The organism is Paenibacillus sp. P2(2022), from assembly GCF_029522175.1.
GTDB lineage: Bacteria > Bacillota > Bacilli > Paenibacillales > Paenibacillaceae > Paenibacillus > Paenibacillus polymyxa.
The window spans coordinates 81,357-96,391 of record NZ_JAKWFI010000009.1 but is presented as its reverse complement, the minus strand read 5'-3'; the positions used below and the strand labels follow the sequence as shown (position 1 = coordinate 96,391).

General features: G+C 45.8%; 15 protein-coding genes. 11 read left to right on the top strand and 4 right to left on the bottom strand.

Annotated elements, in window-relative coordinates:
• Positions 1-19: 19 nt before the first annotated feature.
• Complete coding sequence (locus MMB75_RS22110) at positions 20-931, bottom strand: helix-turn-helix transcriptional regulator (protein WP_277510817.1); 912 nt, start codon at positions 929-931, stop codon at positions 20-22.
• A 417-nt stretch (positions 932-1,348) separates the two neighbouring features.
• On the opposite strand from MMB75_RS22110, the gene MMB75_RS22105 reads away from it, so the two are divergent.
• On the top strand, positions 1,349-1,909 hold the full coding sequence (locus MMB75_RS22105; protein WP_017425720.1) for an NAD(P)H-dependent oxidoreductase: 561 nt from the start codon (positions 1,349-1,351) through the stop codon (positions 1,907-1,909).
• A gap of 500 nt (positions 1,910-2,409) precedes the next feature.
• Here the strand turns inward: MMB75_RS22105 and MMB75_RS22100 are convergent, their stop codons facing one another.
• Positions 2,410-2,874, bottom strand: coding sequence for an AbrB/MazE/SpoVT family DNA-binding domain-containing protein (locus MMB75_RS22100; protein ID WP_016819375.1), 465 nt, complete (start codon positions 2,872-2,874; stop codon positions 2,410-2,412).
• A 249-nt stretch (positions 2,875-3,123) separates the two neighbouring features.
• Here MMB75_RS22100 and MMB75_RS22095 point away from each other — a divergent pair, with 249 nt between their 5' ends.
• From MMB75_RS22095 to MMB75_RS22085, 3 genes are all read left to right on the top strand, one after another.
• Positions 3,124-3,996 (top strand): transcriptional regulator, encoded by an 873-nt coding sequence (locus MMB75_RS22095; protein ID WP_277510813.1) that lies wholly within the window; start codon positions 3,124-3,126, stop codon positions 3,994-3,996.
• A 114-nt stretch (positions 3,997-4,110) separates the two neighbouring features.
• On the top strand, positions 4,111-4,482 hold the full coding sequence (locus MMB75_RS22090; protein WP_277510811.1) for a MerR family transcriptional regulator: 372 nt from the start codon (positions 4,111-4,113) through the stop codon (positions 4,480-4,482).
• A gap of 241 nt (positions 4,483-4,723) precedes the next feature.
• Positions 4,724-5,488 (top strand): MerR family transcriptional regulator, encoded by a 765-nt coding sequence (locus MMB75_RS22085; protein WP_277510809.1) that lies wholly within the window; start codon positions 4,724-4,726, stop codon positions 5,486-5,488.
• A 96-nt stretch (positions 5,489-5,584) separates the two neighbouring features.
• Here the strand turns inward: MMB75_RS22085 and MMB75_RS22080 are convergent, their stop codons facing one another.
• Positions 5,585-6,061 carry a hypothetical protein gene (locus MMB75_RS22080; protein ID WP_013369360.1) on the bottom strand — a complete coding sequence of 159 codons (477 nt, stop codon included), beginning with the start codon at positions 6,059-6,061 and terminating at the stop codon, positions 5,585-5,587.
• Between the two features lie 90 nt (positions 6,062-6,151).
• Positions 6,152-6,631, bottom strand: a complete 480-nt coding sequence (locus tag MMB75_RS22075) for a GAF domain-containing protein (RefSeq protein ID WP_013369361.1) — start codon at positions 6,629-6,631, stop codon at positions 6,152-6,154.
• 352 nt (positions 6,632-6,983) lie between these two features.
• On the opposite strand from MMB75_RS22075, the gene MMB75_RS22070 reads away from it, so the two are divergent.
• From MMB75_RS22070 to MMB75_RS22035, 7 genes are all read left to right on the top strand, one after another.
• A complete protein-coding gene (locus tag MMB75_RS22070; RefSeq protein ID WP_102999221.1) occupies positions 6,984-7,289 on the top strand; it encodes a hypothetical protein in 306 nt (101 codons plus the stop codon).
• 187 nt (positions 7,290-7,476) lie between these two features.
• Positions 7,477-8,073, top strand: a complete 597-nt coding sequence (locus tag MMB75_RS22065) for a GNAT family N-acetyltransferase (RefSeq protein WP_117290341.1) — start codon at positions 7,477-7,479, stop codon at positions 8,071-8,073.
• Positions 8,057-8,815 carry an energy-coupling factor transporter transmembrane component T family protein gene (locus MMB75_RS22060; protein WP_090891301.1) on the top strand — a complete coding sequence of 253 codons (759 nt, stop codon included), beginning with the start codon at positions 8,057-8,059 and terminating at the stop codon, positions 8,813-8,815. Before MMB75_RS22065 ends, MMB75_RS22060 begins: the two co-directional genes overlap by 17 nt.
• Positions 8,816-8,973: 158 nt before the next feature.
• On the top strand, positions 8,974-9,561 hold the full coding sequence (locus MMB75_RS22055; RefSeq protein WP_277510797.1) for an ECF transporter S component: 588 nt from the start codon (positions 8,974-8,976) through the stop codon (positions 9,559-9,561).
• A 53-nt stretch (positions 9,562-9,614) separates the two neighbouring features.
• On the top strand, positions 9,615-11,174 hold the full coding sequence (locus MMB75_RS26155; RefSeq protein ID WP_346842757.1) for an ABC transporter ATP-binding protein: 1,560 nt from the start codon (positions 9,615-9,617) through the stop codon (positions 11,172-11,174).
• 173 nt (positions 11,175-11,347) lie between these two features.
• Positions 11,348-12,862, top strand: a complete 1,515-nt coding sequence (locus MMB75_RS22040) for an MDR family MFS transporter (RefSeq protein WP_019686125.1) — start codon at positions 11,348-11,350, stop codon at positions 12,860-12,862.
• Between the two features lie 610 nt (positions 12,863-13,472).
• Positions 13,473-14,972 carry a glycoside hydrolase family 68 protein gene (locus MMB75_RS22035; RefSeq protein ID WP_019686126.1) on the top strand — a complete coding sequence of 500 codons (1,500 nt, stop codon included), beginning with the start codon at positions 13,473-13,475 and terminating at the stop codon, positions 14,970-14,972.
• Positions 14,973-15,035 lie beyond the last annotated feature (63 nt).

The following is a 15,035-nucleotide window of genomic DNA, read 5'->3' as shown; positions in this document are numbered from 1 at the left end:
ATGACTACATGATGTCATATTATAGAGGATCATTTAAATTTCTTTTCATCGTTTCTAAATGAGACAATATTCTTGTACGTACTTGTTCGGGGCTAACCTCTATAAGGAGGGGACCAAAGGACAGCAGATAACTGTCCAACCAATTGCCTACAGGAAATTGTGCCGTGACGGTATAAGAGCCGTCTTCCCTCTGAGTAATTGTTTTCTCGGCAAATTCATCGTATACGCGGTAAGCTCCTTGAGCAGAAATGTGAAGAGTTACTTCAATGGTATGAAGCAAGTCGTTCATCTTTGTATCTGTAGCTGCTACGACTGTTCTTGGCTCATAACTAATTTCCGTAACTACAATCTCTTTCATTCGGCTAATCTTAAATACACGATAACTTTCGGTATTTAAACAGTAACCCTCCACATACCAGGATTTATCTTTAAACAAGAGCTTGGCAGGTTCGATGCTACGATAACTCTGTTCCCCGGCGACGTTATAATAGCGGAACTTTATAACACGGTTTGTGATTATCGCGTTGCGTATAAGAGTGAATAGCTGTCTCTGGCTGTTTTGGCTTCCCCATGGCGAAAAATCTACTTCGATCCAGTTTCCCATTTCTTTTTTAAAAAGCCTACTCAACTTGCTTAGCACTTCTTCTACCTGTGGAATGGTAGCTGTAGCCACACTCTGAAGGGCCATTAAGATATCATCTTGTTCCTGCTCGGACAGTAAAGAGGTGTTAAAGACATAACCCTCCATCAATGATATTCCGCCACCCTTGCCTCTACTGCTGTAGATGGGAATCCCAGCTGCGCTTAAGGCATCTATGTCCCGATAAATCGTTCGTGTGGAAACCTCAAAATGCGCTGCCAATTCATCAGCAGTCACTTTTTTCTTATGGAGTAACATATAAACGATTTCAAAATGTCTGCTTAACGGCATAAGCTTCACCTCACTCGGTAGCATACACCTTATAACATGACATTATAAAGTCATATTAAGTGATTGCTCTACATCACACTCTAATGGGCATCAACTGGGGAACTTTATTTTCTTTGGACAGCGATAATAACACTGCCTTGGATCAGATCTTTTTACAATTCTTTATATAAAGTTGAACCAAAAGCACTTGCGAAATAAAAAGGAATAAACTATACTGAGACCAATCAGTTAGTGATTGATCAATTACTAACTAATTAACAATCAACGTAGGTGACATTTATGAGCAGCATACGCTTCAAGTTGACTGAACGTATCTGTATTGGAACTATGAATTGATGCAGATTCAGTTAGATGAAGATGTATGAAGCTAAGTAATTGATCAATCACTCATTTTATTAGCAAATGGAGGAGAAGAAAATGAAACATCTTATTATTTACGCGCATCCATCACAAGAAAGCTTTAACCATGCAATTTTGACCACAGCATTGAAGGGACTAAAGCAAAAAGGGCATGATGTGGTGGTTCGTGATCTATATGATATCGGCTTTCAACCTGTAGTCAGCAGTAGCGAGATTATTGGAGGAATCGGAGAAGATATTGTGCGGGAACAGAAGTTTTTGCAATGGGCGGAGGTGGTCACCTTTATTTATCCGATATGGTGGACGGGGATGCCAGCCATAATGAAAGGGTATATTGACCGCGTATTCTCTTACGGGTTTGCTTACAAATATGTAAACGGGGTGCAGATGGGGCTGCTCAAGGGGAAGAAAGTCATCATCCTCAACACCCAAGGGAAATCACATGCGGAATATGCCAGCAATGGCATGGATCAAGCACTTCACTTGACGTCCGACAAAGGCGTATTTGAATATTGTGGACTTGACGTTATGTATCATATATTTTTCGAGTCGGTACCCCAATCCGATGAAGATACACGTAAAGAATGGCTTCGCCAGATTGCAGGCATACTTGGATAAGGGCCTTGAGCCTGGCTGATTTGAGTAACATCAATATAAGACTGTGTACCGTAATAAACCAAATTACTTACTTCATTAGTGGTTGCGAAGTGTGGTTGTGGCGATCCCATCGAACGATTAGAAAACGTACTTGTTGGAATGGGCAAGTTCCTATAAGATATTTTTTGAAACTCACTGTCACTAAAAATCATATCTTTACAGGTAAAAGTACTTTGGATGAGTTGAAACAACATTAAAATGAATAAATAAACGAAATGACCTTCTTTACGTAGAGAAGGTCATTTCGTTTAATTTAGGCGCTACTATTAATTGGCATAGTCTTATTAATAAGGCGTTGTCGCTTGCAAGTCATCTAGTAGTTCTTTGTACCTAGTTCGAGGATTTCGCAAATGTGTTTCCTGCTTTTTGTCGGTTAGCTATGATGCTGCGTATCACGGTTCAAAATTAGCTGTACATGATGAAATCTCTGGTGTATACCTATGTAGGATAGCAAGCTGTAGTTATAGCATTTTTTTGAGCTGGGATATACGGGCTTGGGAAACCTCAAGCATTTTGGCATATTCGTGCTGTGCTGCATTGGGTTGCTTTTGCATTAATTCTTTGAGGCTTTCAATCATCTGCTGTGTCGATCTCCGTAGACGCTTGGACTCTTTAATCGACCGTTGTCCGTTGGCTAAAGCCGATTTGGCTGGTCTTAGGACAGGGCTAAAATTTAACCCCTTCTTTAAACTTTCAATACATTCTTTACAAATAAAACTATCTCTAAAATAAGTCAATTGTTCTGCTGAACCACACATTTTACACGTCACCCCGGTATATTTTCGAAAGGCGAGAATACCGGTTTCCTCATCTGCGAAAATCTCAACGGGGTCACCCACATTAAAATCCATAGAAATTCGCATTTCTTTGGGAATGACGATACGGCCTAACGCATCTAGGGGACGTGTCATACCTGTACTTTTCAAATGATAACCTCCTTTTTTTTATATCCTTATAATACTAAATAATTATAGTAAAAAAGAATAGGCTTAGAGAAGCAATCGCATATATTAAGTAAACTGTTGAAAAGTATACAAGTAATTACCAAAATATGTTTTTTAATCGTGGAAAACGTGTTGAGAAATTATAGGGGATTACCGATATATATTCAGAATGAATATTCTAGTTGGCGAAGGAATTTTTAGTAATATACGATAAGGAGCTGTGAATTACATATGGCAATCGATTTGGACACTGCTATTCCTGCAGTCATTATAAAGGTCGGCGGATTAGTAGATCAGCCCGAGCAATTTACCGCCGAGGCGAAGAAGGCTGCTGCTATGCTGGGAGAAGAGGCATTGCCTCTATACCCGCGTTATTTTTTTGGAACTGAGTTGCAGAAGCCTGAGAGTTTGGCAGGAAAGTACGAAGGGTTGGGCGACTGGCTGCATATTCAACAGGATGCGATTTTTGAGATTATCTACAATTACAGGGAAAAAGCGATTCCCATGCTGTATGAGGTGGCGTTCGGGGTGTACGATTGGACGCAGTATAAGGCAGTGAGGATACTAACTCGGTTAGCCCGTGAAGGTGTTCAGACCGAGCAGATTGTGGACGATATTATCAGCCATGTCGACGATTTTCGTTATGAGGCACAAATGCCTACATTTTATTTTCTGTCGGGACTGACGGGCAATAAGAAGGTTGCCGCACTGCTGCAAAGGCACTTCCTTGAGAATTTGGAATACGATCCGATTGATGCCTTTGATATTTTTGAGAATTTGTACCGTTGTTCGCCTGATGTTGCTAGGAGACATGCCGATTTTCTCAAAGCCATTGCCCGTGGTGAAGGCCTAGAAGGCCGCTCCCCGTTACTGGACGGAGCGATAGGGACTACCGATGAGAACGGCAAGCAAGAGTACCACTGGCCTGGTGATGAACCTGTCGAAGAGCAGCACCAATTACGAGCGGCCATATTTTATTACCAGTTGAATTCTCAGGATGAGGAGGTCAATCGGCGGTTAGATCAATGGGAAGTGAACCATCCAGAGGAGAATGTAAGGAGTTATATTGGGAAATTGCGAGGGGAAGGACAGGGAGAGAGCTAGCTGTTCAGTTGGTGAATAGGGAAATCCTAATTTTGCACTCTTTTCTATGAAAACTTATACTTATCGTTACTGCTGACTTGAAGCGAAAATACAAGAACGAGGAGGGGATCAACCATGTACTCCATTAAAGAAGTTGAAATCAGGAGCGGATTGCCCGCATCTACCCTTCGTTATTATGAAAAAGAGGGCATTCTACCTGATGTCGGTCGGGATGAAGGTGGGAGAAGGGTATATACCGAGAAACAAATGGATTGGATCAGGTTCCTTATGGCTATGAAAGACACAGGAATGACCATTGAAGAAATTAAGGCATACCTTGAGCTAAATGTAAAAGGAGAAGCCACGATCCAAGAGCGAAGAGATTTCCTGATTGCTCACAAAAAGAAAGTGGAAGAACATATGGCACAAACGCAACACAATTTGGAGAAAATTATTCAAAAGATAGCTTACTACGATCATGTGGTCATGGGAAAAAGCTTCTCTTAGTCGCCAGATCGAATTGAATATATGAAGCCCCCAGCCTATTTGAAATACGCTGTAGGGCTTTTTTTTGCATAGATATCTAAAGATACCTGCTGTAGGTCGCAAGTATGAAAAATCGTTGGCAATTAGGCGGTTCACAATGTGCTTACAGGGTAAAAGTGTAGTACCAAGGTGGGGAAGTGGGGGTATTGACTCTCACGCCACGTGAGGCTGTAGACTGTGAAAGCAAGGGAGGTGAAGCGGAATGGCTTATACGGTTAAGGAAGTATCTAATCTGTCGGGAATCAGCGTTCGAACTTTGCATTATTATGATGAAATTGGATTGCTGAAACCACATCATACCGGAAATAATGGATATCGCTATTACGAACAGGAACAACTGTTGAGGCTTCAGCAAATCATGGTGTACAGGGAACTGGATTTGCCTTTATCCGAAATTGGCAATGTGCTGGAGCAAACCAAGGAACAAAAGGCTGAGGTTTTGCAGGTGCATCGAGCCAAGATTGAGGCCAAGGTCTTCCGCTTGCATACTCTCCTTCAGACCATCGACGAAACGGTGGCTCATTTGAAAGGAGAACAAACGATGGAACCAGGGCAAATGTACCAAGGGTTTAACCCGGAAAAACAGGAAATGTATGAACGTGATCTGACGGAACGTTATGGTTCACAGGTCGAAGAGAAGGTTCAGGAGAGTAAGACTGCGACGACGAACTGGAGCAAAGAGGATTATTTGGATTCGCAGGCAGAGGCAGATCAGATTCATCGGGAGTTGGCTGAAGCCATGCATAAGGGCTTGAAGCATAACAGTGCAGAAGTACAGGCGCTGATCCGCCGTCATCTTCAATGGGTAAGCCGATTTTATACCCCTACAGCAGAAATTTATAGCGGGCTGGGAGACTTGTATGTAGAACATGAGGATTTCAGTAAAATGTATGAAGGCTATCACCCTGGGCTGGCTGAGTATTTGCGAGACGGAATGAAGGAGCTGGCCAAGCGGGAATTAACCTAGCAACAGCTGATGAAAAGGGTTATAAGTGATATGAAAAAAGGGTGAACAACAAACCAATCGACGGCCTGCTGTTCACCCTTTTTTGTGTAAAGCAGCTTACATGCCGCTTGGTGCTGTTCTCATGCCTTGTTGACTGCTGTTTCCGAACTGTTGCATGTTACTACTGCCTGCAAAATGTTGTCCGGTCGTCCCCATATGTTGCGGAAAGTTGTGATTCATGTGGCTTCCTGTACTAAAGGCGGATGGTTGCATACTACGGGAAGCATAGTTATCGCCAAATCCCGGTTGAGTCATTTGGTTGCTCGAGCGGATGGTGTTTTCCAACTGACTACACAGTTGAATAACTTGTTGGTATTGCTGCATAGCTTTTTGGTGGTCCTGGATTGCGGTTTGGATCATTTGAGCCGCATTACGTTCACGTTGCATAAGGCTTTCAAGGCTGGATGCATTTTGTTGCTCTTGTTGCAGCAACTGTTGATACATAGCGGTTCCTTGCTGTGTTTGTTGTACCAATTGCTGAATAATTTGTTCACATTGATGAATTTGTTGTTGCGGAGCCATGTTATTGAACATTGATCATCAATCTCCTTCGCCGGATAGTTTAGGTTTTAGGACCCTCATATATTGTGGCGAAGGAAGAGCATATATATGCACAATTTTTGGTTACAGGCTGGATACCAGAATAGCCGTAAATTCCTCTAGGAATACACGATCTTCGTGATCAAATCGGCTTTTTAGCGGGCTGTCAATGTCCAGCACCCCAATCAGCTCATCGTTCTTGATTAGAGGGATAACGATTTCGCTATTGGAAGCAGCGTCACAGGCGATATGTCCTGGAAATGCATGTACATCGTCAATGACAAGTGTTCGCCGTTCAGCAGCTGCGGTACCGCAAACGCCGCGCCCCAGTGGAATCCGTATACATGCGGGTAAACCCTGGAAGGGACCTAGTACAAGCTCAGTCCCATCATAAAGATAGAAGCCACTCCAGTTCACATCTGGAAGAAAGTGACCCAGTAACGCTGAAGCGTTCGCTAAATTGGCAATCCTATTGGATTCATCGTGAACAAGTGCCCGGAGTTGCCCGAGAACGGATTCGAATTGTTCCTGACGTGTTCCTTCGTAAGGGATAGTTTGAAACATGTAGAGTCCACGCTCCTAACATTAAATTTTTATATTAACTGTTGTATATATCACCAAAAATAGGTAATTGTGCAAATCGCTTTTACCATTGGTTAATTAATTTAAGATATAACGATTGTACATATTCAGTCAAGTAGAAAATAGCACTACCGTCTTGGAATAATCACCTTACTCTAACAGCAGCACAATTCCCTATCTGTACAAGCAGCGCTGACGGCAAAGCTTTACGTTTTAGCGGGACATATAATATAGAAAGTAATTCAGCGAGGGTTGCCCTCATCTGTTTCCAGCTTCTCCCCTATGGGTAAAAACAATGTAACATGTTGGCTTAGGCCAGAGAGGAGTTACAATTATGCATGCAGATGTTCAGAACTTGTTTATCCGTATACAGATGCTTTCTTACGCACAGCAGAACGATTTGACGGTGAGTGATGTACAACCGTTGCTCGAAGAACGCGGGTACCGTGTAGGTGAACGAGAGGTCAAGCAGGAACTGGAAAACCTGACACAGGAAAACTTTCTGACACCGCATGATGATATGTTCAGTCTTACCGGCGCAGGGATCGAGGAGTTGCAGGAAATACAGACGATGCTGGGCGTATTGTACGAAGATGTTGTGAAAAATCCAGCGCAAGTCGCTGCCCGTACCTCTTCTTAAAAGAATAGGGACACAAAAAAATCATATAAAAATAAAAGGTAGCCCTCTTCATTCCTGATTCCAGGAAGCGGAGGGCTAATTTGATTTTATAGGGTCTGTCCACTTTTATAAGGTTGTGTTTGTTGGAGGTGTATGCTTAAATGTAGCGTATATTTGTTGTATTTTGATGCTGGAAGGATGATGGAACATGTGTGCATATGCATGTAAGGGGCATATACCACTGCTGGAAAGCCCGCGTCTTCGGCTGCGAAGGATGGAAAGTCGGGATGCGGCTACGATGTTCGCTTGCTGGTCTGACCCGGAGGTTCACCGTTATATGAACCTTTCCGGTATGTCAGGACGCGAGGATGCAGAGGATATGATTGAGCTGTTGAATGAGCTGGCCAAGACGGAGGATGCGCTGCGCTGGGGGATCGAGCTGAAGGAGAGCGGGAGGCTGATTGGAAGCTGCGGCTTTAATTATTGGCAGACGGAGGGAGCTTATAAAGCCGAGATTGGTTATGAGTTGGCCCAGCCTTATTGGCGCAAGGGCTATATGACTGAGGCGCTTCGCTTAGTGCTTTCATTCGGATATGACACGATTCGATTAAATCGGATCGAAGCGCTGGTGGACCCGCGCAATACAGGCTCGCAAGCCCTGCTGTCCTCGATGGGCTGGACCCAGGAAGGGCTGTTAAGGCAGGTACAGCATACATCTACAGGCTTTAAGGATATGCTGATGTATTCATTACTGCATGAAGAATGGCTCAGATTGGAGGCACAACGAAATGCTGTTTCAGTATAACGGCGGTTCATCGCCGCTGCACAGGCTTGGACCGTTAAGTAAGCTTATTTGGGTGGGATGCTTTAGCCTCCTGTCGATGGCATGGGATTCGACAATACGGGAAGCGGCACTCCTGGTGGTACTGATCGCTGTGGCTGGCTTCGGCGCACGGTTGACCCTAGCACGCCAACTTCGCGCTATGTCGTTCCTGATTGGTTTAGGTATTCCGTATTTTATACTGTCTATCCTAGCGATTCGAGAAGGGAATACTGTCGCTTCATGGGGACCCATTGTGATTACAGCGGAGGGACTGGATATCGCGGGGGCATTAACGCTGCGGATTTTTGTATTGTTTTTGGCATCCTATATCTATCTCTCTACGACCGATCCCCGAGATTTTGTGCAGGCTTTGAATCTGCGCTTGCGTGTACCTTATCGATTTGCGTTCGGAATTTCAGTGGCGCTGACGTTCCTGCCCTTATTGGAAGAAGAGGGGCGAACCATTATGGCTGCACGGCGTGTTCGGGGGCAGGAACCACCACGAGGATGGGGCAATCGGATATCATGGTGGAGCGGGTATGCGGCTGCTGTATTGGTGAATGCCGTGAGACGGGTTCAGCAGACAGCACTGGCTATGGAGGGCAAAGGTTTTGGCGCATATGCAGAACGGACGTATCTTCGTACACTGGAGAATGGGCGTTTAGGCTACGTATGTGCAGTGATTGCTGTATTCGCTACGGCTGTTTTAGGGTGGATATTATAGAGAAGCACCCCCTTTTTTTGCTCTCATTGTCAACTAGTAAAATAAAATTAGGTTGACAATAAGACGACGGATGAATACATTTATACAGTAACAGTTTGTACAAGGGCCAGAGCTATGACCTTATATACTAGATTATGGAGAGGAGTCAAGAAATACATATGAAGGGATCTCGTATTTTTGCCAAGTTTACAACGCTGGATATCGTGTTAATGGCCATGCTGGCTACGTTGAACGGCGTCATGACTGTGTATTTGTCGATGATTAACAAAACGTTAAACAGTCTGGGAGGGCCGATCGCAACTTCCGCTATTGTCGGGCTGTACATGATATATGGTTTGCTGGCCTATTATATTATTCGTAAGCCAGGTACGGCGGTAATTGCTTATGCCTTGGGCGCGGTAGTGCAGTCTTTTATGGGCTCTGCCTATGGAATTGCATCTATCATTGCGGCAGCTGTCTGCTATATGGTTGCGGCGGAGCTGGTATTTGCTCTTTTGCGGTATCGCCGCTGGAATGCAGTTTCACTAATGCTGGTGGGCGGAGCCATGGTTCCGCTGTGGTTTATCGTGGCAGCCAATATGTTTGGCTATATGCATTGGGGCTGGAAGGTACTGACGATCGCACTGGTCGTTCGTATCCTGAGCGGCATTGTCCTGTGTGGTCTGCTGACGAAAGTACTGGGCGATGCCTTAAATGGTACGGGTCTGTTAAAACGCTTTGAACTGGGACGTGCTTCACGGGCATAACCAAGGCTATACGTGGTTATATCTTGAACATTGGGATCGAGGGTATTTCGGTTATGAATGAACGTAGTGATCATGCTTTTGAGAATAGAATGGCCGTGTCCTTGAGGAATTTTGGCTATCGGTATGATGACCAGGTGGAGCCAGCGTTACATGGTCTGACGCTGGACATTGCGTTGGGCGAGCATGTGGCCATTGTTGGAGCTAGCGGAAGTGGAAAGTCTACGCTGTGCCAGCTACTTCATGGCGGGTTGTCCCGTTCTGGCGAGGGCGAACGGACGGGAGAGCTGACCGTGTACGGGATGGACCCCGACACCGCTGAATTGGCTACGGTCGCCACCACTGTCGGCGTCGTGCTTCAGGACCCGGATGCCCAGCTAGTGCAGGGAATCGTCGAAGACGAAATTGCTTTTGGACCGGAGAATCTGCGCGTGCCTCCGGCAGAAATAGAGCAGCGCCTGGCCGCTGCACTGGAGGCCGTCGGCCTGGCATCCGAGCGCGGCTCCTTCGTGCGGCGCCTCTCGGGAGGTCAGCGCCAACGCACCGCCATTGCTGCGGTGCTGGCGCTGGAAGCGCCGCTGGTCGTGTTCGACGACGCGGCTGCGCAGTTGGACCCGCCGGCGGTACGGGACTTCGTCCTGCTATGTCGGCGGCTCCATGCCGCAGGCCGGACGGTGATCACTGCGTCCGGTCGCATAGACGATGGTGCGCGTGCAGCGCAGCGCCTCATCGTGCTGAAGGGCGGGACTATGCTGCTGCAAGGCCCGCCCGAAAAGCTGCTGCGCGAGCATGGTGCGCAACTGGTAGCCTGGGGGCTGCTTCCCTCTTCCGCGGGGAGGGAAGACATGCCGCGTGAGCCGGAGGTGAATTCCGGCTCAGCAGCTTATTGCGCTGGGCAGCCGTTGCTGGAGGTGAAGGGATTGCCCTTCACCTACCCCGGCAGCCAGCGCGCGGCGCTCAAGGGCGTGAGTCTTGCCCTTGCGCCTGGCGAACGAGCCGTAATGCTGGGCGAGAACGGCTCTGGCAAAACCACGCTGGGCAAGCTGCTTATGGGCTTGCTCCCCGCGCCGAAGGGATGCATGTGGTGGGAAGGGCAGGATATGTCGAAGCTGCCCATTCACCGACTGGCCGCCGGGATCGGCTATGTGTTCCAGCAGCCAGAGCATCAGTTTGCAGCTGCAACGGTGTGGGAAGAGTGCTTGTACAGTGTGCGGGCCAAGCTTGGTTTACGGATCGGTGATCCGGTTCCCGCCGCCTATGAGGAACGGGCGCATCGCTTACTGACAGCCGCCAGGCTGGATCACCGACTGGAGGTCTCGCCGTATCTGCTAAGTGGAGGCGAAAAAAGGCTTTTGAGCGTTGCAGCACAGTTTATCCTCCCCAAAAAGCTTTACATTTTGGATGAGCCGACTGCGGGAACGGATTACGAAGGGGCAAACATCCTGCTCCATATGTGCTCAGAGCAGTCTGCTGAAGGCGCGGCTTTTCTGATCATTACCCACGATTTGCAGATAGCTGAACGCTTTGCCAGCCATGTTCTGCGCATGGAAGAGGGGTATCTCTATAAAACGGAAGATAGCTGGATTAATCATACGATTACAGTTGACAAAAATTAAGGATATGTAGACAATAATATATATACATCGTACACAACAGGCGGCCTATATAGGCCGCCTGTTTACGATTATGCAGTGCGGGTAATCATCCAAGCTGGGAAGGAAAACCGTACAGATACAACACAGTATTTACAAGGAAAGGATTTGTGATTTGCTTGGGAAACGATAAACCTATGAAGCGCGGGCTCGTGCTGACAGGTGTTCTATTGGCCACCTTTCTGGCCGCGATTGAAGGAACGGTTATCGGTCCAGCAGGACCGACAATTGTGAGTGAACTGGGCAGTGTGAGTTTGCTCAGCTGGATTTTTACGGCATATTTGCTGACGATGGCTGTAACCACGCCTATTTTCGGCAAACTTAGCGATTTGTTTGGCCGTAAACCCATTTTTCTAATTGGGTGCTCGTTATTTGTACTTGGCTCTTTGCTTTGTATGCTGGCTGGTAGTATGGAGCAGCTTATTTTATACCGGGCTATTCAAGGGATTGGAGCAGGCGGTGTCATTCCTGTTACCTTTACCATTATCGGTGATATATACAAAATGGAGGAACGTGGTAAAGTCCAAGGCATGATCAGCTCGGTGTGGGGGATTTCTTCCCTCGTCGGGCCTCTCTTGGGCGGTTACGTGGTCACCTATTTTGGCTGGGAATGGATTTTTGGTTTTAACGTTCCCTTTGGATTACTGGCTATGTTCTTCATCGCCCGTTACCTGCGGGAGCAGGTAAGCACGCGTACCGCGCGTATCGACGTGGCGGGGGCAGTTACCTTTACTATCGGGATGACGGCACTCTTGCTCGTATTAGCCCTAGGGGGACAGTATATCGATTGGACTTCTCCTGAATTGCTGGCCTTGGCTGCCGTGGCCATTTTGTTCCTGGTTTTGTTTTTGGTTATCGAAAAGCGCGCTCAGGAACCGATGGTGCCACTGAAGCTGTTTCGGATACGGGATATCGCTTTTTCCTGTGCCGCTGCACTACTCGTCAGTACCCTGCTAATCGGGCTGACTAGCTATCTTCCCCTATGGATTCAAGGCGTACACGGTGGAGATGCCGCTTCATCTGGTCTGGCGCTGGCTCCAATGTCGGTAGGCTGGCTGTTTGGCTCCATGATCGGAGGACGCATTTTGCTGACGCTGGGCTCGCGTCGAACCTCTTTGATCGGGCTGACCCTGATTGTATTGGGAGCCTTCGTTATGACCTTGATGGACCAAACGGCTCCGATCTGGCTACTGTTCCTGTCTACATTATTGTATGGACTGGGATTCGGCTTCTCGATGACCGTGTTCACGATTATTGCTCAGTCCTCGGTCGGATTCCAGCTGCGTGGCGCGTCTACAGCCTTGAATACGTTCCTGCGCACGTTGGGGCAAACGATTGGGGTTGCAGCCTTCGGTTCATGGCTGAATTATCGCATTGCTGCTCAGACAGCCGACGGACAGCTCACTCAGCAAGGGGTTACACAGGAGGATATTAATGGTCTGCTTGCCCCGCATGCTTCACAAAGTCTAAGTGACAAGGTTGCCGGATTACTCCGGTCTGTACTAGAAAACAGTCTGCATTCTCTATTCGTGATCATGGTCGTTATTGCGGTGATTAGCTGGTTTGTTGTCCTCGGATTGCGGAACCGCCCACCGGGTACGGAAGAAGAGGCAGATCAGCGTGTGAAGACACCACAAAGAGAACACGCATAAAAAAAATATACTTCTTTCATATTAAAGAGACAGTCCGGTACACCAATAAGGGGCCGGGCTGTTTCTTTATGCTAAGGTCTCTTCTCCTACTGATTTAGCAAAAAGCCACCTCGTATAGGACCGATAAATTCCCCAATATACAAAAAGTAAAAAAAAATCCCCTAGAGATTGCGATATATTCATATGATATAGGTTACAAAATGGTAAAAAAGTCTTAAAAAATTGTAACAAAAAAGCTGTTTCTAAATTGAGCTATAGGGTACTAAGGAACCATTTTTTTGCACCCGCTTACAAATCGAGCATTTTATGAGTATATTTTGAACAATTTTGCATGTGAATGAAGCAACCAACCAAGCAAAATGGGATACGGAAAAAAATCAAGTAACAAATTTTTCTGAATGTAATAGGAATGAAAAAAATAGGTATTTTCAGAAAATTACTAGGAAAATATGAGGATGAAATTCATAGAGGAATCTGTTTTCTTCCCTCACATAATAGGGCTTTTCAGTCTATATCAATCGTTTGACATACCATATAAAATGGCCCTAGCCAACGAAAAAGTTGGGCTTCAACACTAGAAAGCATAATTACATTAAGGGAGATGGAGTACTTGAAGTTTAACAAATGGTTCAGTAAAGCAGCCACTGCAACAGTAGCAACTACCTTGCTGTTAGGAGGCGGCGTGCAGGCTTTTGCAAAAGAAAATGATAAGGCTGATTTCAATGCAGACAATGCATTTACCCAAATTACGCGTAATGACATGCTGAATATTTTCAAACAGCAAGGCAAAGAGAAATATGAGGTTCCATCCTTCGATGCCTCTACAATTAAGAATATTCCTTCTGCTATTGGTCACGATAGCTCAGGCAAGCAGATTGATCTGGATGTTTGGGACAGCTGGCCGTTGCAAAATGCCGATGGTACAGTAGCTAATTACAAGGGATATAATATCGTATTTGGACTGGCAGGCGATCCTAAAAGAGGCGAGGATACATTTATATATCTGTTCTATCAAAAAGCGGGTGATACTTCACTGAGCGGCTGGAAAAATGCTGGTAGAGTCTTTAAAGACAATGATAAACTGCTCTCCAACGATCCGATTCTCAAAAATCAGTCAGAAGAATGGTCAGGTTCTGCTACCTTAACCTCTGATGGACATGTACGTTTATTTTATACCAGCAGACAGCCCTATGATCCGAATAACAAATTATACGGCAAGCAAACCTTGAGCACAGCTCAAATTAATGTCTCTCAGCCTGATGATAAGACACTGAAAGTAGATGGAGTCGAGGATTTGAAATCGATCTATGACGGTGGAGATGGTAAAACCTATCAAAATGTACAACAAAGCGTCGGAGTGGATATGGATAATCATACCCTTAGAGACCCTCACTATGTCGAGGATCAAGGCCACAAATATATTATATTTGAAGCCAACACAGGGACAGAAACAGGCTACCAGGGCGAAGAATCGCTTCAAAACTCAGCTTATTATGGTGGCAATAAAAAATTCTTCACGGAAGAGCAACAAAACTTGCAACAAAGTCCTAAGAAAAAAGGAGCTGAGCTGGCGAACGGCGCACTGGGCATCGTTGAATTGAATGATGACTATACATTGAAAAATGTAATGCCCCCTTTGCTTGCATCCAATCTGGTAACAGATGAAATTGAACGGGCAAATGTGTTCAAAATGAACGGTTTGTGGTATTTATTTACGAGTACAAGAGGTTCCAAGGTGACTGTAGATGCGATCGGTGACGATGATATTTACATGTTGGGTTATGTTTCTACTTCCTTGACAGGGCCTTATAAACCCCTGAATGGAACCGGTCTCGTTCTTCATCAGGATCTGGATCGTGATGATATTACCTGGACATATGCTCATTTTGCTATCCCGCAAGGCAAAGGCAATAACGTAGTCGTTTCGAGTTATATGACTAATCGTGGACTCTTCCCAGATCACAAATCTACTTTCGCACCAAGCTTCCTGTTGAATATTAAAGGCTCGAAAACCTCTGTTGTGAAAAACGGTATTCTGGAGCAAGGTCAAATTACGATTGATCCAGGAAATGACAAAAAAGATAACCAAAATGAGTATGGAAAGAAATAAGTAGTTATAAGCAGCATGTCCGAAGGCGACAGCTTTGGTAGATTACCGATCTGTCGTCCGTCG